We start from the raw sequence: 18,958 nt of genomic DNA on the forward strand, positions 1-18,958 counted from the left end.
CCAGCCGTTAATTCATTCGGGCTTTGGTCTCTTGGAGGAGGTCTTCAATTTCACGTTTTGTAATCTGGTACTGCTCATTGCAAAAGTGGCAAACCAATTCCTGGCCTTCATCGCTAATTTCTTTCAGATCATTTGGGCCCAGCATGGCCAGGGCATTTACAAACCGCTTGCGCGTACATCTACAAAAGAAATCAACCGGTTGTCGGTCCAGCTCTTTAACCGGAATGTCACCCATTGCTTTTTCCATGATATCATCTATATAATTGCCTTCGGAAAGCAAGGTACTAATAGAGTCAAACTGTTTCATTTCGGTCTGTAAACGTTCTATTAATCCTTCAGGAGCGTCGGGCATCCGCTGAATGAATAATCCGCCTGCTTCGGTAATTTGGCCCTGCTCATCAAGACCCACATCCAGTAAGATTGCAGAAGGTATTTGTTCGGATTGCACCATATAGTAGGCAATATCCCCGGTAATATCGCCAGAGATAAGCTCGATGCTACTGGTTTTGGGTTCTGCCTCGTTATAAAGGGTTTTGCGGACCGTAAGTACGCCTACGCCCAAGCCATCACTTAAGCTTGTTTGAGAGTCATTATAGTCCAATTCGACTTCCGGATGTTGAACATAACCACGAATCTCGCCCACTCTGTTGGCTTCTGCTACCAAGAGTCCGACGGGACCTTTCCCTTCAGCCCGCAGCTGGATGCGTTCTTCCCCCTTTAATTCGGAAGCCATCAGCATGGTAGCGGTTAAAGCACGGCCCAAAAGAATAGTATTAAGCAGCGAAAGCTCGTGTTTTTGACGAGCCGCTTTAATGACATCGGTTGTTTTGACGACCGAAATTTTAATATTTCCATCCGTGCTTATGCCTTTGATGAGTCTGTCTTTGTGGATAAAATCTTCTTTAGAAATCATAAGAAACAGTTAATTATTAATCGCTCTTCTCGAACAACAAAGAAAGCTGGGTAATAGTTTGTTTATGGGCGCCTGTAAATCGATTTAGATATGAGATTTTATGAACAGATTGGTGGAATACATATCGATATTTCCAGAGTGCAAGAAAATACAAAAAAATGGACTGAGTTAGTAGTATGATCACTTTTACAAAGGCCTGGATATTACCATGCGTTCCTTTTCAATTTATTTGGATAATGATATTAGTCGTTGAAATTGTATCTTACACAGAAGTATTCGTTTTAAAACCATGAAGATGGTGTGGCTGCACAGTTTGACCGCTGGTATGCTATTTATGACAAAAAAAGAAAAAACAGATAACAATAACTATGTCTTTTCAATGGGTGTATTCAGAACCCGACAACGAAGAGGCTATGTCCACATTGCAGCAAAAATTAGGGGTGTCGCCCAAAGTGGCACACCTGCTTTTGTTGCGCGGAGTAGACTCTTATGATCGGGCAAAAGCATATTTTAGACCAAATATAAATCAACTTTACGATCCTTTTTTGATGAAGGATATGGAGCCGGCTACAGAACGGCTGGCCAAAGCTATCCGAGACCGCCAACGTGTGCTGGTCTACGGTGATTATGATGTAGATGGGACCACTGCAACGTCCATTTTATACCTCTTTTTGAGTGAATTCGGGGTGGATGTGGATTTCTATATCCCCCATCGGTTTAAAGAGGGCTACGGCATCAATGAGGAAGGCATTAAGTATGCCGAAGAAATCAATGCGGACTTAATTGTTTCGGTAGACTGTGGCATTACCGCAATTTCCGAAGCAGAACAGATCAAAGAGAAGGGCATTGATCTGATCATTTGTGACCATCATAACGTTGCCGACTCGCTTCCGGATGCACTGGCGGTCCTTGATCCCAAAAGGGCAGACTGCACCTATCCATTTGAGGGGCTGTCAGGAGCCGGTGTCGGATTCAAACTGTTGCAGGGAACTGTTCAAAAACTGGGACTTAATGATTCGCTGGCTCACAAGTTTCTTGACTTGGTTGCCGTATCAATCGCATCAGATATTGTACCAATGGTTGATGAAAACAGGATTTTGATGCGGGAAGGGCTGAGACAATTTAATGCCGATCCACGGGTAGGGCTATATGCACTGACTGAACTCATAAATTTGGAAATAGGCACGATCTCCTCATCCAATATCGTATTTTCCATAGGCCCGCGGATAAATGCTGCCGGCAGGATGGGCGATGCCACCAAAGCGGTACGACTGTTAATTGCAGAGACCGATGCAGAAGCCAAGGCAAGGGCGCATGAGCTGGAAAGTATAAACATTGCCCGCCGGGATGAGGATAGCCAGACGATGGAGCAGGCGAAAGCCATTGTTGATAAAGAGTATGATCTGGAGAAAATTTCTGCCATGGTGCTCCATAATGCCGACTGGCATTTGGGGGTCATCGGGATTGTGGCTTCGCGGCTTGTAGATACCTATAGCCGTCCGGCAATAATGTTGAGTACGGTGGATGGAAAAGTAAAGGGTTCCGCTCGTAGTATTGAAGGGTTTAATATCTATGAAGCTTTTAAAGAATGTGAAGATCTGCTGGAACAGTTTGGAGGCCATAAATACGCCGCCGGGCTAACGCTGGCGAAAGAAAATGTGGAGGCATTCCGGCAGCGTATTGATAAGATAGCTTCACAAAAGCTCACCGAAAATGACTTTAAACCTGACCTGAAGATTGATTGTAATCTGGATCTTGAGAATGTGAATATGCGTTTCTGGAAATTGCTCAGTCAATTTGAACCATTTGGACCCGGAAACCTGCGGCCGATATTTGTCAGCCGTGATGTAGAGGTGGTCGGTGTGCCGACCATTGTGGGGTCGGGACATCTGAAGATGAAGGTATCACAAAACGGTTCCGGCGTTTTCGATGTGATAGGATTCAATATGCACGAATACTTACCGGTTGTTCGCAACAGCCAGAATAAGAAGCTGAATATTGCCTATTCCCTGGAAGAAAATAACTGGAATGGCCGCCGGACCCTGCAGATTCGATTGCGGGATGTACAACTGCAAAAATAAATTAGATAAAATGCCTGTAAGCTCTTTGGATAAAGCATAAAAGATCTTATATTTGGCAACTCTTAGCGCAAAAAGGGACTGTAGCTCAGTCGGTAGAGCACGCGACTGAAAATCGCGGTGTCGCCGGTTCGATTCCGGCCGGTCCCACGCAAAGCCCTGTAACTCATTGAGTTGCAGGGCTTTATTATTTTATGGTAAAACTATGCTAAAACAATTATACAGGTAGTATTTTTGGAGTAAGTTTACCGTTTGTATATTTTTGCTCTTCTACCACGAAATTTTGTTAGCTTTCTGCCCTAATTTTGTGTGAGATTTCCCATAATCCGGTCTGTCTCCATCAAGGCGACTTCAATCTTCTGCTAATGTTGAATTTCTTCAAAGCTTGACTTTTTTCCACCGCCGGTTTTGAATTGGTTTTTAGCGGGTGGTATCCCCAGTGTATAAATTCCGGGCTTTTCTGAGATCATGCCCAGATACAGCCCAATAATGGCCTTATTTAAGACAAACCTAATTTTCACACCATTGATTTAAGATTTTCCAATGGCTGTGGCAGATACCAGTAATTTGTCATTCTTTCCTTTGGAATCATCAAGATTATTAGAGGGTGGGCTTTGTTGCTCCTGAAAATATTTTTAGGTAAATTATTAATTACTTCTAATATTATTTACAGTAATACTATTTAAAACGGATAGATTAAACCGTATAAAGAATGGATGGAGAGCAAAGAGCCAAGATTCTTATTGTAGAAGACGACCTCCTGTTAAGCATGGTTGAAGAGCGTTTGGTCAATAATTTAGGCTTCAATGTTGTTGGCAAAGCGGTTACGGGAGAGGAGGCCATCCAAAAAGCGGCTGATCTCAATCCGGATGTTATTATCATGGATATCTCACTTAAAGGATCCATGAATGGTATAGATGCGATGAAAGAGATTCGAAAAACCTCCCAGGTCCCTGTCATATATCTCTCTGGTAGTTCTGATGAGAACTCTCTGGAACAAGCTAAGGAAACAAACTACTCCGGCTTTTTAATAAAGCCCGTTACCAAGGGTGATTTAGAAGCGCCGCTCATTAAGGCTCTAAATGAGGGGCAATCTGGGAGCGAAGAAAATTTGCGAACTATCGATTCGGATTAAAACGTGACCGTTAGTTTTCAAGACTGACAATAACGCGCCCCACCTGCTTACCTTCTAATATTGTATCGATTTCTTTATTCAGCTCATCCAGGGAGCATATTCGGCTTATTTTTTCCAGTGATTTCGGTTTCCAGGAGGAAGCAAGCTTATTCCAGAGTTTTTTTCTCAGGCTCATGGCACAATTTCCGCTATCAATGCCAGACAAGGTAACGCCTCTGAGGATAAACGGATATACGTTGGTATGTAGCTCATGACCGGCAATATTGCCACAGCAGCTGACCACACCATGCGGCTGCGTTTGCCGTATTATGGTGTCGAGCATTACCCCGCCAACGGTATCAATGGCCCCTGACCACCGGGCACTGAGCAATGGTTTTGAACTTTGGTCCTGAACTTCCTCCCGGGGAATGATGGCACGGGCACCAATATCTTGCAAAAACGTTTTTTGGTCCTTTTTTCCGGTAACAGCTACCACTTCATAACCCAATGTTGTTAAAATGCTTACTGCCATAGTGCCTACGCCACCGGTTGCTCCGCTTACCACTATAGGGCCATCCTCGGGTTCTATATTATGATACTGAAGCTGATATATGCCAATGGCTGCTGTTAGCCCGGCAGTGCCAAAAAGCATGCTTTCCTGAAGATTTATTTTGTTGGGCAGTGGGACAATCCAGTCGCTGGGAACCCGAATAAATTGACCAAATCCGCCGGGGGTATTTTGTCCAAGGTCATAACTGGTTACAATCACTTCATCCCCTTCCTGGAAACGCTCATCCCGGCTTTCTGTAACTACACCAGCAGCATCAATACCGGGAATATGTGGATACTGTTTGGTGACACCTTTGTTACCTGAGGCCGAAAGGGCATCTTTATAATTAAGCGAGGAATATTTAACGTTTATTAACACCTCATGGTCCGGCAACTTTTTGATTGGCCACTGACGGACCGATCGCTGGAATGTGCCATCAGATGTTTCTTCTACGACGAGCGCTTTAAAGTTGGTATTCATATCCAGAATAAATTTTGAGTTAACGATATAGCCCTTATAGCTGCGATATATTCTATTGTTATTCTGCTATAAGTATCATAACTATAAGGCTATTTAGATATCAAATAACGGATGCGGTCAGGGACGACTTGCTTCAGCAATCATAATAGCTATTAAGATATGCCGGATCAAAATAATGAGGAACTCCATAAACGCATCAGCCGCCTTGAGCAGAGGGTGCAGGAGCTCGAACAAAAGGTGGGTGAAGCATCGGGGAAAGCAGAGTCGTCGGTTTCTGAGGTACCTCCAACAGATGAAAGAGCAAAAAGTAACCGTGTTCAAGATCGGCTTGGAGAAGCACAGTTTGGGGAGCAATGGCTAAACCGTCTTGGCATTGGGTTGTTACTCATCGGTGTGGTATTCCTGTTTAAATATACCATCGACCAGGGGTGGCTTGTTCCACCCGTCCGCAGTGCTATCGGCTTGGGCATTGGCGGCTTACTTTTTGGAGCGGGACTCCGAATGGATGAGCAGATGAATCCATTTCGGCAATTACTATTGGGAGGAGGCATTGCCGTTTTTTATATCACCGGCTTTGCTACCTTTCAGCTTTATTCCTTTTTGCCGGACGTTTTGATATGGGCTTTCATGATTGTGGTTACGCTCTTGGCCCTTTCGCTATCCTTACAGCAAGATGAAGCGGTGTTATCCGTTACCGGAATAGTAGGTGCCCTGGGAACTCCTTTTATGCTGTATACCGGTTCGGGAGGCATAGGGATACTGGTGGTTTATACGACGCTCGTATTGTCGGCTGCTGCCGTTATTTACTACCAAAAAGGATGGAATTCCCTTCTCTGGAGTATGCTGGTTGGCGGCTTTTGTGTAATGGTTGTGGGCGTTTTGGCCTCAATGTTTGATGGACAATCCCTTTCTGTGGCAGAGCACTGGTATTTACAGGTTGGAATAATTGTATGGGCATTGTCAACTTGGGGAGGCGGATTCTATTATGCCATTTCAAATCCGGAAAAGGAGTATGGTAGTACGGTCCATCTATCCACTTTTTGGGTTTCGTTCTGGATGTTACCGTTGATGACTATGCACTGGGATTTTTCCAGTGAAGGAGCTTCGCTGCTTGCATTCGGGCTGGCGGTGCTTGGCATTGCAGGATACGCTTTCTTACAACATCGCAATATGGCTGCACTGGCATTTTCGCACGGTTTTATGGCGCTCATTATGAGTACCGTCGGCATTGTGCTGTTCTTTGAAGGGACCCTGCTTTTTATTTTGTTAGCCGCAGAGACCGTTGTTTTGAGATATGTTGTGACCCAAACAGGAGATTGGAAACTCAATTTCAGTGCCCACCTTCTTTTTTTACTGGTTGCTCTTTGGGTTGCCCGCGATTTATTCATGCATACGGTGCTTTATGATACAGCCTTTACCCTAAAGTCTTTTACGCAACTTTTGTTCATTGCTGCTGGGGGTACGCTTATCCCTTCATGGCTGGACCGAGCTGATTTTAAACAGTTTTACCGTATCTTAAGCCACCTGTTGCTTCTGTATTGGATTTACCAAATGTTTGGCCACTTTTCTGATGGACAGGCATGGATAACCGTTTTTTGGGGGCTATATGCTATTGGATTGCTTGTAGTAGGCTTTACTATTTATGGCAAAAGGGTGCGCCTGGTCGGTATGGGAACCTTATTTTTAGTGGTTGCTAAATTATTCCTTGTAGATCTCGCGCAGCTACAGGCACTTTGGCGGATCCTGTTATTTATTGGCTTTGGGGGAGCACTCATCCTGCTTGGTTATTATCTTCAATCCAAGTGGAACCACAGGGAGTCGGAAGTATAGCGTGGCAACCCATTCAAAATCTTTTATTTTAATCTGCGTTAAAGATGGGTGAGTACGATCACCAGCCGAGTGATTCGGCTCAGTTGTTCACTGAATCCCAATACTCATACCGTGATGTGAGCAGCTTATCCATAACACAATAACAACCTTCGCTATAAAACAGGAATAATATGATGAAAAGATTTTTACTTTTTTTGTTGGGGGCCACTCTGGCCGGATGTATGCAATCGCCTATCGAAGAAGTATCCGAGGGTATCACTGAGGAACAGCTTTTAGAACCCATTGAGAAGCTATCATCCGATGAATTTCAGGGGAGAAGTACCGGGACGGTAGGCGAAGAAAAAACGGTGACTTACTTGGTGAACCAACTTAAGGAGTATGGTATAAAAGGAGGAATGCCGGATGGCAGCTACATTCAGGATGTCCCATTGATAGGACAAACAACCTTGGAGGAAGCCACAATCACCATCCAAAAGGATGGAGAGGAGATTCATGCCTTTGATTATTATACTGATTTTATGGCCTGGCCGAGTAACTTGGAGGAAGAAGTCTCCATTGATGAGGCCGAGCTGGTTTACGTAGGTTATGGTATTCAGGCTCCGGAAGAAAACTGGGATGACTTTAAAGACACTGATGTTGAAGGGAAAATACTGGTTGTGAAAAATAATGACCCCAGTAGTGACCCAGACTTATTCAAAGGAGATACCCGCCTGTATTATGGACGCTATGGTTATAAATTTGAAAAGGCACGTGAGATGGGGGCAGCCGGTGTGCTCATTATCCATACGAGCCCTTCGGCGGGCTATGGCTGGAACGTGGTTGCCAATGGCTGGAATCGGGAACAGTTTTATCTCCGGGATAGTGAAGCCGTGGAGAGTTCGCCAACCAAGTTCAACGGTTGGTTGACGAAAGAAGTAAGTACGGCGCTTTTTGAAAGTGCAGGTCTCGATCTGGAAGAACAACTTACGGCAGCAGAATCGCGTTCATTTGAACCGGTTCTTCTGGATGGGCTATCGCTCAGCTTGGATTTAAGAGCTACATATCGACAAAAAGATGCTCAAAACGTACTGGGGGTTATAGAAGGTTCGGACAGCAAGTTGAAAGATGAATATGCGGTATTTACCGCTCATCACGATCACCTGGGCATTACCAAGCCCATACAGCAAGATTCCATTAACAATGGGGCGCTGGATAACGCCGCCGGGGTAAGTGCGGTGCTCAACTTAGCCCGTGGATATGAAAAGTTACAGCCTCAGCTAAAGCGGAGTGTGTTATTCCTGTTTGTGGGAGCCGAAGAAGTGGGTTTGCTGGGCTCTACCTACTGGGCAACACACCCCACGGTGCATCCGGGGAAGGTAAGCGGAAATATTAACCTGGATGGAATGAACGTTTATGGCGAAACCAAAGATATTGTACTGGTGGGCTATGGACGTAACAGCGTGAGTGATGTCATTGAGGAGGTGGCTGCTGAACAGGGTGTGGAGGTAAAACCTGACCCGCATCCCGATCGCGGATACTTTTATCGATCCGATCACTTTGCCCTTGCCAAGCAGGGCATACCGGCTGTTTTTCCAAATTCAGGAACCGAATTTATCAATAGGTCGGAAGAGTATTCAGCCACTGTTGATAGCTTGCAGAACGCCAACTACCATACCGTTAATGATGAAATTAACGACTACTGGGACCTAAGGGGGATGGTTCAGGATGTGCGGTTATTTTTTGAGGCAGGATATCGCATCCTTAACGCTGAAAGCATGCAGACCTGGCGACAAGGCGATGAGTTTAAACAAAAGAGACTCGAAATGCTTGAAGAAGTTGGCGGTCAGTAAGAAATAAAATGAACAACCGTTTACTCTTTGAACAATAAAAAGCTATATTAACCCGACCTTGGGATAAGGGCTGAAATTTGGTATTCATTAGTTAATCCCTCCTTGAGGAGGGTGCCCAAATTCTGAGAACCACAGAATTTGGGCGGGAGGTGTTTCCCTCATTTTTATTCGTTGAACACCCCTCCCGCCTAAAGGCGGACTCCCCTCAAGGGGAGACTATTTCCATATTTTGTTTTATCCAAGGTTGATCGATATTTAGCATTTAATCCAAACAAGTTGTAGAGTATGATGTTTTTTAGAAAGAACAATTTATTCGTTGCATTATTAGCAACTCTTTTTATGGTGGGCTGTCAAAGCTCCGATACCGACGCCCAGTCTGCCGATGCTGCAGCCGATGATCCCAATAAGGTGGTTCTGACCGAGTATAGCGATTACCAATGTCCGGCCTGTGCTTATTATCATCCCATCGTTGAAAAGATCAAGAACGAGATGGGTGATAAGGTCGAGGTACAACTTCGTTTCTTCCCGTTAAATGGTCACCGTTATTCTGCTCTGGCCGCACGAGCTGCACAGGCGGCAAAGAATCAGGATAAGTTTTATGAAATGCATGCTCTTTTATTTGAAAACCAGCAACAATGGTCGCAGGCTTCTAACCCTGTAACGGCGATCGTCAACTTTGCACGTGAGTTAGAGCTGGACTTAAACCAGTTTACCGAAGACTTGAATGCCGGAGAAACCCAGAAAATCGTGATGGAGCAAAAACAAGAGGGCGCCGACATGGGGGTAAATTCAACGCCTACTTTTTACCTGGATGGCGAGGAAGTGGAGCCACTCCCCAAAACCTATGAAGAATTTAAAGCACAGATAGAAGAACGACTGGCAAACAAACAGGGATCGTAACGATGGAAGCCCGGGAGTTAGGTTTTTTGGTATTTTTCTAATTATCCTGGGGCTATTTGCATACGGAGTAAAAAAAGAATATCATCAAAGCAGTGTTAAACTACTTGTTGCTTGTCGTTAGGAGTGCTGCAGGAATGCGGCTGAGATGAAATCCTGACAACCTGATCTGGGTAAAACCAGCGTAGGGAAACGACACACATTATCGATTGTAATCCATTTCTGCCTCTCTGGCGGTAAGCAGCACAAATTAAAGCCACTCTATGGCTGCTTAACCTCAATTAATGTAGAATCGCATACATTTTATGCGATCAATGAAGCCAGAGCAATATGACACGTAAACCTAAGAGCTATCATCGGGTATTAACGGTTGCCGGATCAGACAGTGGCGGTGGGGCCGGTGTACAGGCCGATCTTAAAACCATGTCTGCCCTTGGATGTTATGGGATGAGTGCCTTTGCAGCCCTCACTGCCCAAAATACGAAGGAAGTCCGGGCCATCCACGAAGTGCCCCCAACCTTTTTGGCTGCCCAAATTGATGCCGTCGTTGAAGACATTGGTGTGGATGCGGTCAAGATCGGCATGCTGTTTAACGCCGAACTTATCCAGGCCGTGGCCGACCGTATCGAAGAGTATCAGTTGGAAAAGGTAGTACTCGATCCGGTGATGGTTTCTCAAAGTGGTCATCAGCTGATTGAGGACGAAGCCATCGAAGTTTTGCAAACAACGCTTTTCCCCTTATGCGAAGTGATCACACCGAACCTTCCTGAAGCTGAGAAGTTGCTTGATACTGATATCAAAACAGAGGACGATATTGAGACAGCTGCCCGCGATCTGCTGCAGATGGGGCCACGTGCGGTTCTATTGAAAGGGGGGCACCTGCTGGAAGAATCCGAAAGCGCAGACTGCCTGGTAATGGCCCTTCCCGGGGATAAAGGCATTGACATCCACTGGTATCGCTCCAGGCGTATTGATACCTCAAATACACACGGAACTGGATGCACGTTATCGTCTGCCATAGCTTCTGCGAGAGCCAAGGGAAAGTCGCTACCAGAGGCCGTGCAGACAGCTAAAAATTATATCACCGAAGCCATTCGGGCCGGTAGCGAGTATCAGCTTGGGGAAGGAAGTGGACCGCTACATCATTTTTATCAAACCTGGACTTAATTTTAACTATTCAACCGATCATGAAATTTAGCGAACAACTCTGGAATCGAATTACGCCAATCTACGATGCAGTCTTGGAACTGCCCTTCATCAAGGAGCTTACCGACGGTTCTTTGCCCGAAGAAAAGTTTTTATTCTATATGAAGCAGGATACCCTTTACCTGGCCGACTATTCAAAAGCGCTGTCGCTGGCCGGTATTCGTGCAGATAGCAATGACCATACGCGGGCGTTTCTCAACTTTGCCACAAACGCCATCAGCGTAGAACGGAAGCTTCACGGACAGTTTTATGAGCAGTTCGATTCGGGGGTTGATATCCAAAAATCTCCGACCTGTTTTTCGTATACCAACTTTTTGCTGTCTACGGCCAACATGAGCGATAATGCGGTATCCATTGCGGCACTGCTGCCTTGCTTCTGGATCTATCGCGAAGCCGGCCTGCATATTTATGAAAATGCTGTTCCTGATAATCCCTATCAAGAATGGATTGATACCTATGCGGGTGAGGACTTCAATGAAAGCGTAGAAAAGGCGATTGCCATAACTGATGAAATAGCGGGAGAAGAACCGGAAAGTCGTCGCCGGGAGATGATGCATGCTTTTGTTCGTTCCTCGCAGCTGGAGTGGATGTTCTGGGACAGTGCCTACCAAATGGAAGAGTGGGCAAAACAACCAAAAGAAGCCATTCCCGCATAAAAGAACAGAAACTATGAGCTATCGGCTAACATTAACTGATATTTTGGTAACGACGGTCATTGCCCTGGTCTTTGGGGTTATCTACAAACTATGGGGGCCGCTCTACTATGCTATCAAGCCACTGGGGTTGCATCTGGAGCAACTGATCTACGGCATGTGGTTTATAGCCGCTACGGTGGCGTACCTGTTAATTCGAAAACCGGGCGTGGGATTGTTAGCCGAAGTTGCGGCTGCTTCCGGCGAATTTATCATCGGTTCGGAATGGGGCCTGGCCGTTTTGTTATCCGGGCTGGTGCAGGGGCTGGCCGCAGAAATGGTATTTGCAGCGGTGGGCTATCGAAAATATTCAATGACTATTGCCATGCTGGCTGCTATGGCTGCTACGATCGGATCCCTCTTATTGGATTCTTTACAAGGTTATATCACTGATTTAGCCATGTGGAACCTATCGCTACTGGTGCTCTTCAGGATGGTAGGAGCCATAACCCTTGCGGGATTCTTAGCCTATCGATTGGTAGCAGCGCTCGAGAAAACAGGAGTTGCAGAATTGGTGCGCCCCATTGATACCAATCAGTTTGAGTCTCAATAGATGAGTGGTAATAGTCCACATACCGATGCGTCCTCATGCGCTGCCCAAATTACGCATTTAAAGCTGCAGTTTCCGAAGAGTGAGGCTCCGCTTTTCAATGGATTCTCTCTCGATATCAAGAGGGGAGAAAAAGTGCTGCTTTTAGGTCCCTCTGGCTCTGGAAAGTCGACCTTACTAAAGGTACTTACGAGGCTCGTTCCGGATGCGATCCAAGTACCGGTGAAGTGGGAACAGCGGCGACTATTTCATTCCTGGGGCTATGTTTTTCAGGATCCGGATGCCCAATTTTGTATGCCCTATGTGGATGAAGAGATTGCCTTTGTGTTGGAGAATTTAGGTACGCCACAGGAGGTAATGCCTGCACGTATTCATAAATACCTACAGATGGTTGGATTAAATCTTGAAACCATCCACCAACCGATTGCAACACTTTCGCAAGGACAAAAGCAGCGGCTGGCCCTGGCTTCGGCCCTGGCACTGAAGCCCGACACCTTGGTGCTGGATGAGCCAACGGCCTTGCTGGATCCGGCCGGTACGGAGGCTATTTGGCAACAGGTGCGTCGACTAAGTGCCAACAAAACGCTGTTGGTTGTTGAGCATAAGATCGAAAAGATTATCGATTACATGGACCGAGTGGTAGTACTGGACGATCAGGCTAACCTTATACTTGACACTACGCCAGCGAAAATCCAGAGGGAGAACCAGTCACTACTGGATCAGTATGGCATTTGGCATGCCGAAAGTTGGGATAAATATGATGAACAAACTAAGCAACTTTCATTGACTAAGGGTAACAAGAAAAAGAGTCCGCCGGTCTTACAAATTGATCCATTAAAAGGATATCGGGATGAGGAGGTCTGTATTAGGCTACCAGCGTTGGAAGTCCATGCTGGTGAATGGATTGCCGTCACGGGGCCTAACGGCGCGGGCAAAAGTACCCTTCTGATGGCCCTCATGCAGCTGGTTCGAACAGAAGGAGTGTGCTACCTGGATGGAAAACCCATTAAAAATACGGAACAGTTAGCTTCAGAAGTTGGCTTTTTATTTCAAAACCCTGAGCTGCAGTTTGTTGGGCAAAGTGTGAGGGAGGATATAGCGTTTACGCTGGAGCGCCATCATCCCGATTGGCAGAAAGAAAAGATCAATCAACGTGTGCAGGCGGTCATGGAGCCGTTTGGACTTGCTGAGCTGGCTGATCAAAATCCCTATACGCTGTCAACGGGACAAAAGCGTAGGCTAAGTGTGGCTTCAAGCGTTGTACAGGATCGTTCTTTGTTACTGCTGGACGAACCGACCTTTGGGCAGGATGCGGGGAATACTTTTGCTATTTTGGAACGGCTTGAAGCCTGTCGCCGTAAGGGTACAGCTCTGCTGATGGTGACGCACAACCCACAGGTTGTACAACGGTTTGCAACCCGGGTTTGGCAGGTCAAAGGTGGAGAATTGAAGGCGGATATTCCCGGGGCTCGAGCTTCAAAAGCATCCAGTAGAGAAGAGGTGTCGCATGCTGTATAGTTCAGAGCATACCTCGTGGATGCATAGTGTAAATCCTGCTATGAAATTAGGAGCCATGATCCTTGGGATGGCTGTTATTCTGTTCATCCATAACGTAAATGTACTTCTGGTGCTCACGGGTCTACTGACGGGTCTGCTGTTTTTGACCTCTGGACATCCTGCAAATAGAGTTGCTCTTTTTTTACTACCATTTTTATTCGTCTTTATTTCAACAGGGATGTCGATGGTTCTATTTGGGCAGGGTGATACGCTTTGGTGGCAGTGGGGGCCGGTCAATATCAGCAGAGAAAGTTTTTTTCGTGGTCTGCATGTGGCTCTTCGGGCCCTTTGTTTTGGGATGATGGGGTTGCTCTTTGCGCTGACGACCCGCCCTGTTTTGCTATTTTATTCCCTGATGCAGCAGCTAAAATTACCGCCGCGCTATGCTTATGGTTTTATGGCTTCGCTGCGATTACTTCCGCTCATATTACAGGAGTTTAAAACGTTACGGAGGGCATATAAAGTTCGTGGTGTGCAGTTCAGAAGTAATGGGCGGGGACTGGTACAGCGAATGAAAATGTATGCGATCCCTTTACTGGCTCAAAGTATCCGGCGCGCCCAGCGCATTGCCGTATCTATGGAAGCACGGCAATTTAATAGACAGGGCGATCGGACCTATTATTATCAAACAGGGTTTTCCGGAATGGATGCGTTGATGCTTTTCAGTTGGATTGGGATTTTTACAATCGCTTGGTGGATTGGCTGGCATTTCCCCTTCGTTGAAATAACGGACGTACGATTTTGATTAAGTTATTTGGTTTGAAATTAGCAAAGAAGCATCTATCAAAATAATGAAAAAGAAACCAGAACATATTGCCATCATCGGAGGTGGTGTCATTGGACTTAGTATCGGCTGGCAGCTGCTGCGTAAAGGCGCTAAGGTAACCCTGCTGGAACGCGATGAAGTCGGAAGCCATACCAGTTATGTGGCTGCCGGGATGCTGGCGCCTTATGCCGAAGTGGGCTTCGAGGAAATCGAGCTTATGAAATTGGGACAAAAAAGCCTGCAGCTGTATCCGGAGTTTTTGGACCAGCTGGCCGAAGATACCGATGATCTTCCAACACTGGATCGTTGCGGTACACTGATGGTGGGCATCGATCGAGACGATACGGAACAGCTACGGAGATTATATGATTTTAGGGAAGAGTTGGAACTTCCTGTAGAGCTAATGACCGGTACCGCTGCCCGTGAGCGTGAGCCGTACTTGTCTCCGAATGTGGTATCGGCAGTCTGGTTATCACAGGATGCACAAATTGATAATCGTAAACTGCTGAAGGCCTTAAAGCAGGCGTTTTTGAATCGGGGGGGCATGCTGTATGAGCAGACATCGGTAGATGAAATTCAACGACAGGATAGTTCGTTATATGTAGGGACAGCTGGTGAGGAAAACCCTATAGCAGCAGATGCCATCGTGATTGCAGCCGGAAGCTGGAGTGGTCAGCTTGGTGGACTTCCAGAGAAGTACGGACCTTTGTTTCGTCCTGAAAAGGGCCAGATTATAACTCTGAAGCAAACGCGGGATTGCGATTTGAGTTGCATCGTTCGTTCGCCGCGAACATACCTGGTGCCCAAAGAAGATAAGACGATCCGTCTGGGAGCTACCAGCGAAGACAAAGGGTTTGATACAGAGGTAACAGCCGGTGGACTCAAATATCTGCTGGAATATGGTTGGGAGGTGGTACCTTCAATTTATGATTTGCCCATGGTAGAAACCATTGCCGGATTACGTCCGGCTGCTAAAGACAACCTGCCGGTCATTGGGCCAACGTCTATGCCGGGTGTTTATATGGCAGGGGGGCATCATCGCAACGGCATTTTGTTAATGCCAATTACGGCTTTTGAAGTATCCAAAGAGATATTGGATGGAAAACGATCGGAAGTACTGCACAACTTTCGGCCCGAACGATTTTATGAATAGAGGTTTTTGTAAAACCCCAAAATCCGAGCTTGTGATTGTCCCGAGGGTTCGGGAAAGCAATCTTCGGTTAAAAGCTATAAAAGGAGATCGCCACACTACGTTCGCGATGATAATTAGGTTTTACAAAGTCTTCAAATAGTATAATGTTATAATTATGGATATTAAACTGAATGGAAATAGCACCCAGACGAACGCTCAAACGGTAAAGGAGCTGCTCAAGGAAACCGGTCAGGATTTGGAGGCTGGTGGAATGGCAGTGGCCGTTAATGAATCGGTGGTTGCAAAAGAACAGTGGTCAGCGCGGCGGCTGGAAGAAGGAGACCGGGTTGAAGTTATCCGTGCGACCCAGGGTGGATGATAAGTTTTAAAAAGTTCCCGAAGAGGTTATTTCAAGCGTCCACGCTTGAAATATAAGTTAGGATGATGGAGTCCACCTTGCTGGTTGCTGCCATCTTATAAAATTTAAATTAATCCGCCTGACCTCTAAATCAGTGGTCAGATGGATATCAATACAATAATTATGGAAAAACTGACGATAGCAGAGGAAACATTCGAATCACGGTTAATTGTGGGGAGTGCCCGATTCCCCGATCCCGATACGATGTGCCGGGCACTGGAAGCGAGTGGCACCGAAATGGTGACCGTGGCCATCCGGCGGGCGAACCTCGAGAATAATGGTCAGATTGACGTGTTGAGCTACTTGCAGGAAGGTGGATACAAGCTGTTACCCAACACGGCCGGCTGTTATACCGCTAAAGAAGCGGTGCTCACGGCCAAGATGGCACGCGAGGCCCTCGATACCAACTGGATTAAGCTGGAAGTAATCGGGGATGAAGATACTCTTTTCCCGGATGTGCCGGAGCTGCTCAAAGCCGCCGAAGAGTTACTGCTGGAGGGATTTGTGGTTTTGCCGTATACCAACGACGATCCCATCACTTGCAAAAAGCTGGCCCGCATGGGATGCGCTGCCGTGATGCCGCTCGGCGCGCCCATTGGCTCAGGCATGGGCATTCGAAATCCCTATAACCTGCGCATTATCAAAGAACAGGTAGACGTACCGGTCATTGTGGATGCCGGAGTCGGTACGGCCTCGGATGCCGCTATTGCCCTTGAATTAGGGATGGATGCGGTACTTTTGAACAGCGCCGTTTCGCAGGCCAAACACCCGGTAGAGATGGCGGAAGCCATGCGTAAAGGGATAGAGGCCGGGCGTTTGGCGTATGAAGCCGGGCGGATGCCTCGTCGGTTGTATGCCAAAGCGTCCAGCCCGGAAGAAGGGCTCATTGATGTACAGCATAATGAGTGAGCCAAACTTTCGCTATTACCTGATTACCAACCGCAAGGCCTGTGCTCCTCGTTCCCTGCCACAAGTCGTGGAGGAAGCTTGCCGTGCCGGGATAGGAGCCGTTCAGCTGCGCGAAAAAGATTTGCCAGACCATGATCTCTATCAATTAGCGACTGAAGTAAGAGAAATTACGGCACGTTATAACACGCATCTTTTTATAAACGGGCGGCCAGATATTGCTTCGGCCGTCGGGGCCAATGGCATGCATTGCCGGGAAAGCGGGTTGTCGCCCTCCGATATACGAAAGCACTGGCCTGATCTTTCCATCGGGGCCAGCGTCCATTCTAAAGAAGCAGCCAAACGTGCGGAGAAAGAAGGAGCTGATTTTCTACTATTCGGACCAGTGTTTTTTACCCCATCCAAAGCAAGGTATGGCGAGCCGCAGGGATTGGAGAAATTACAAGCCGTTGTGGATGCAGTTCAGTTACCGATATTTGGAGTTGGAGGCGTGCGTCCCGATCGGGTGGAGCCATGCCTGCAATCCGGGGCATACGGTGTGGCCGGCATTTCATCCATTATGGCCGCTGATTCGGTCCGGCAAAAAGTTGATCAATGGAAGTCCATATTGAACAAATTATGAAGGAAGTTTTATAGTAAGTCACACTAATAAAATACAGGCAAGAAAAGTCTCCCTTAGCAAAGGGAGTACCGCCGAAGGCGGGGAGGGTTGTGTTTCTCAATCCTTTTGAACTTAATGTTACAACACATTATGAAGAAGAAACTATCAGGCGTTTATCTGATTACCGATACCCAGATTCAAAATCAATATTCGCACGTTGAATTGGCTGATTTTGCCTTTAAAGCGGGCGTGCAGCTGGTGCAGTATCGAAATAAGCAGGTTTCTGACCGACGGGCTCGTGAAGAAATCCAGACCATTGCCGCACTGGATAGCAAAGAAGACAGCCTGCTTATTGTAAATGACCGGGTGGACTTGGCGATGGCCGGCGGCGCGGATGGCGTCCACCTGGGGCAGGGTGATCTGCCGATTCCGGTAGCTCGCGAGCTGTTGGGAGATGAAATGGTCATTGGTGGCACTTCTTCTAACCTTGGGGAGGCAAGAGCGGTAGAAGAAGCGGGAGCAGACTATGTGGCGCTGGGCCATATTTACGAGACTTCAACAAAACACAAAGAGTATGCTCCGCGGGGATTATCAACACTTCGGCAAGTAGAGCAGGAACTATTGGTTCCACTGGTAGCCATAGGGGGCATTACGCACAGCCGGGCAGCCGATGTAATAGCTGCCGGCGCTGATCTACTGGCTGTAAGTTCTGCCATTTGTGCTGCTCCAGAACCGGAACAGGCGGCCCGTGAATTGGTCCAGCTGTTTGAATAGGAAGATGTGGCTAATTTCTCTATTTTCAGCTTGGATACTTGATAAAGCTTAAAAGTTATACAACAATGATTTACGAATTTCTTGATGCCAAGCCCGACTACCCCGATTCGGTATTTGTAGCACCCAGTGCCGATATTATCGGCGATGTTGTCTTGGGCGAGGAGAGTAGTGCCTGGTTCAATACGACGATCCGCGGAGATGTAAACTGGATTGAAATTGGTCAGCGGACCAACATCCAGGATAATAGCTGTATTCATGTGATGAACCAGACGGGGCCTACGGAGATAGGAAACGATGTAACGATAGGGCACAATGCCATGGTGCATGGCTGTACGATCCACGACCAGGCCTTAATTGGAATACATGCAACCATTTTGGATGAAGCTATTATTGAATCAGATGTGATTGTGGCAGCGGGCAGCCTGGTACCTCCGGGTAAACGGCTGGAATCGGGTTATATGTATATGGGTACGCCCGTGAAACAGGTGCGTAAATTGACGGATGAAGAGATCGCATCAATTAAAGAGCATGCCGATAACTACGTAAAATATGCCCGGGCGTATATGCAAAAAGATACCTACGAGACCAACCCGTTTTATGACAAGGATGAATGAAAAATTAAAAATGATCAATTGGAGAGGGAATACTTCATTTTTAATTCTTAA

General features: G+C 46.7%; 18 protein-coding genes, 1 tRNA gene and 1 riboswitch. Of the genes, 17 read left to right on the plus strand and 2 right to left on the minus strand.

The genetic code is table 11. The annotated features are described in order from the left end of the window. Positions 1-7: 7 nt before the first annotated feature. Positions 8-913, minus strand: a complete 906-nt coding sequence (gene hslO, locus J6I44_RS08755) for an Hsp33 family molecular chaperone HslO (RefSeq protein WP_265765701.1) — start codon at positions 911-913, stop codon at positions 8-10. A gap of 368 nt (positions 914-1,281) precedes the next feature. On the opposite strand from hslO, the gene recJ reads away from it, so the two are divergent. From recJ to J6I44_RS08770, 3 genes are all read left to right on the plus strand, one after another. Next, entirely contained in the window at positions 1,282-2,994 is a 1,713-nt protein-coding gene (gene recJ, locus J6I44_RS08760) for a single-stranded-DNA-specific exonuclease RecJ (protein WP_265765702.1), read from the plus strand. Positions 2,995-3,068: 74 nt separating this feature from the next. After that, positions 3,069-3,141: transfer RNA gene (locus J6I44_RS08765), tRNA-Phe, on the plus strand. Between the two features lie 562 nt (positions 3,142-3,703). Then, positions 3,704-4,126 (plus strand): response regulator, encoded by a 423-nt coding sequence (locus J6I44_RS08770; RefSeq protein ID WP_265765704.1) that lies wholly within the window; start codon positions 3,704-3,706, stop codon positions 4,124-4,126. 10 nt (positions 4,127-4,136) lie between these two features. On the opposite strand, the gene J6I44_RS08775 is transcribed toward J6I44_RS08770, so the two are convergent. Further along, on the minus strand, positions 4,137-5,135 hold the full coding sequence (locus tag J6I44_RS08775) for a YhdH/YhfP family quinone oxidoreductase (protein WP_265765705.1): 999 nt from the start codon (positions 5,133-5,135) through the stop codon (positions 4,137-4,139). A 159-nt stretch (positions 5,136-5,294) separates the two neighbouring features. On the opposite strand from J6I44_RS08775, the gene J6I44_RS08780 reads away from it, so the two are divergent. The 14 genes from J6I44_RS08780 (at position 5,295) to J6I44_RS08845 (ending at position 18,907) form a co-directional block, all read left to right on the plus strand. Then, the gene (locus J6I44_RS08780) at positions 5,295-6,965 is read left to right on the plus strand and encodes a DUF2339 domain-containing protein (RefSeq protein WP_265765707.1); all 1,671 of its coding nucleotides are present in this window, start codon (positions 5,295-5,297) and stop codon (positions 6,963-6,965) included. A gap of 170 nt (positions 6,966-7,135) precedes the next feature. Continuing rightward, positions 7,136-8,794, plus strand: a complete 1,659-nt coding sequence (locus J6I44_RS08785; RefSeq protein ID WP_265765708.1) for a M28 family peptidase — start codon at positions 7,136-7,138, stop codon at positions 8,792-8,794. A gap of 285 nt (positions 8,795-9,079) precedes the next feature. Continuing rightward, positions 9,080-9,694 (plus strand): DsbA family protein, encoded by a 615-nt coding sequence (locus J6I44_RS08790; RefSeq protein ID WP_265765709.1) that lies wholly within the window; start codon positions 9,080-9,082, stop codon positions 9,692-9,694. Positions 9,695-9,803: 109 nt separating this feature from the next. Continuing rightward, positions 9,804-9,899: riboswitch (TPP riboswitch) on the plus strand. Between the two features lie 122 nt (positions 9,900-10,021). Beyond that, the gene (gene thiD / locus J6I44_RS08795; protein ID WP_265765710.1) at positions 10,022-10,858 is read left to right on the plus strand and encodes a bifunctional hydroxymethylpyrimidine kinase/phosphomethylpyrimidine kinase; all 837 of its coding nucleotides are present in this window, start codon (positions 10,022-10,024) and stop codon (positions 10,856-10,858) included. Between the two features lie 20 nt (positions 10,859-10,878). Then, complete coding sequence (tenA, locus tag J6I44_RS08800) at positions 10,879-11,553, plus strand: thiaminase II (protein WP_265765711.1); 675 nt, start codon at positions 10,879-10,881, stop codon at positions 11,551-11,553. A gap of 13 nt (positions 11,554-11,566) precedes the next feature. Then, complete coding sequence (locus tag J6I44_RS08805) at positions 11,567-12,142, plus strand: ECF transporter S component (protein WP_265765712.1); 576 nt, start codon at positions 11,567-11,569, stop codon at positions 12,140-12,142. Next, the gene (locus J6I44_RS08810; RefSeq protein ID WP_265765713.1) at positions 12,143-13,657 is read left to right on the plus strand and encodes an ABC transporter ATP-binding protein; all 1,515 of its coding nucleotides are present in this window, start codon (positions 12,143-12,145) and stop codon (positions 13,655-13,657) included. It begins immediately after the preceding gene. Next, entirely contained in the window at positions 13,647-14,441 is a 795-nt protein-coding gene (locus J6I44_RS08815; protein ID WP_265765714.1) for an energy-coupling factor transporter transmembrane component T family protein, read from the plus strand. The genes J6I44_RS08810 and J6I44_RS08815 overlap by 11 nt, the downstream gene beginning before the upstream one ends. Positions 14,442-14,487: 46 nt before the next feature. Next, entirely contained in the window at positions 14,488-15,615 is a 1,128-nt protein-coding gene (gene thiO / locus J6I44_RS08820; protein WP_265765715.1) for a glycine oxidase ThiO, read from the plus strand. A 154-nt stretch (positions 15,616-15,769) separates the two neighbouring features. Further along, positions 15,770-15,973, plus strand: a complete 204-nt coding sequence (thiS, locus tag J6I44_RS08825; RefSeq protein WP_265765716.1) for a sulfur carrier protein ThiS — start codon at positions 15,770-15,772, stop codon at positions 15,971-15,973. 162 nt (positions 15,974-16,135) lie between these two features. Continuing rightward, entirely contained in the window at positions 16,136-16,921 is a 786-nt protein-coding gene (locus J6I44_RS08830; RefSeq protein WP_265765906.1) for a thiazole synthase, read from the plus strand. Then, positions 16,914-17,540, plus strand: a complete 627-nt coding sequence (gene thiE, locus J6I44_RS08835; protein ID WP_265765717.1) for a thiamine phosphate synthase — start codon at positions 16,914-16,916, stop codon at positions 17,538-17,540. The genes J6I44_RS08830 and thiE (J6I44_RS08835) overlap by 8 nt, the downstream gene beginning before the upstream one ends. 129 nt (positions 17,541-17,669) lie before the next feature. After that, positions 17,670-18,293 (plus strand): thiamine phosphate synthase, encoded by a 624-nt coding sequence (gene thiE / locus J6I44_RS08840; RefSeq protein ID WP_265765718.1) that lies wholly within the window; start codon positions 17,670-17,672, stop codon positions 18,291-18,293. A gap of 65 nt (positions 18,294-18,358) precedes the next feature. After that, a complete protein-coding gene (locus tag J6I44_RS08845) occupies positions 18,359-18,907 on the plus strand; it encodes a gamma carbonic anhydrase family protein (RefSeq protein ID WP_265765719.1) in 549 nt (182 codons plus the stop codon). Positions 18,908-18,958: the final 51 nt, after the last annotated feature.

Origin of the sequence: Fodinibius salsisoli (genome assembly GCF_026229185.1) — a bacterium.
GTDB classification, from domain to species: domain Bacteria; phylum Bacteroidota; class Rhodothermia; order Balneolales; family Balneolaceae; genus Fodinibius; species Fodinibius salsisoli.

Bases quoted from the DNA above. Each gene is read 5' to 3' on its own strand.
- hslO (WP_265765701.1), bottom strand. From the start codon at position 913: ATGATTTCTAAAGAAGATTTTATCCACAAAGACAGACTCATCAAAGGC.
- recJ (WP_265765702.1), top strand. From the start codon at position 1,282: ATGTCTTTTCAATGGGTGTATTCAGAACCCGACAACGAAGAGGCTATG.
- J6I44_RS08770 (WP_265765704.1), top strand. From the start codon at position 3,704: ATGGATGGAGAGCAAAGAGCCAAGATTCTTATTGTAGAAGACGACCTC.
- J6I44_RS08775 (WP_265765705.1), bottom strand. From the start codon at position 5,135: ATGAATACCAACTTTAAAGCGCTCGTCGTAGAAGAAACATCTGATGGC.
- J6I44_RS08780 (WP_265765707.1), top strand. From the start codon at position 5,295: ATGCCGGATCAAAATAATGAGGAACTCCATAAACGCATCAGCCGCCTT.
- J6I44_RS08785 (WP_265765708.1), top strand. From the start codon at position 7,136: ATGATGAAAAGATTTTTACTTTTTTTGTTGGGGGCCACTCTGGCCGGA.
- J6I44_RS08790 (WP_265765709.1), top strand. From the start codon at position 9,080: ATGATGTTTTTTAGAAAGAACAATTTATTCGTTGCATTATTAGCAACT.
- thiD (WP_265765710.1), top strand. From the start codon at position 10,022: ATGACACGTAAACCTAAGAGCTATCATCGGGTATTAACGGTTGCCGGA.
- tenA (WP_265765711.1), top strand. From the start codon at position 10,879: ATGAAATTTAGCGAACAACTCTGGAATCGAATTACGCCAATCTACGAT.
- J6I44_RS08805 (WP_265765712.1), top strand. From the start codon at position 11,567: ATGAGCTATCGGCTAACATTAACTGATATTTTGGTAACGACGGTCATT.
- J6I44_RS08810 (WP_265765713.1), top strand. From the start codon at position 12,143: ATGAGTGGTAATAGTCCACATACCGATGCGTCCTCATGCGCTGCCCAA.
- J6I44_RS08815 (WP_265765714.1), top strand. From the start codon at position 13,647: ATGCTGTATAGTTCAGAGCATACCTCGTGGATGCATAGTGTAAATCCT.
- thiO (WP_265765715.1), top strand. From the start codon at position 14,488: ATGAAAAAGAAACCAGAACATATTGCCATCATCGGAGGTGGTGTCATT.
- thiS (WP_265765716.1), top strand. From the start codon at position 15,770: ATGGATATTAAACTGAATGGAAATAGCACCCAGACGAACGCTCAAACG.
- J6I44_RS08830 (WP_265765906.1), top strand. From the start codon at position 16,136: ATGGAAAAACTGACGATAGCAGAGGAAACATTCGAATCACGGTTAATT.
- thiE (WP_265765717.1), top strand. From the start codon at position 16,914: ATGAGTGAGCCAAACTTTCGCTATTACCTGATTACCAACCGCAAGGCC.
- thiE (WP_265765718.1), top strand. From the start codon at position 17,670: ATGAAGAAGAAACTATCAGGCGTTTATCTGATTACCGATACCCAGATT.
- J6I44_RS08845 (WP_265765719.1), top strand. From the start codon at position 18,359: ATGATTTACGAATTTCTTGATGCCAAGCCCGACTACCCCGATTCGGTA.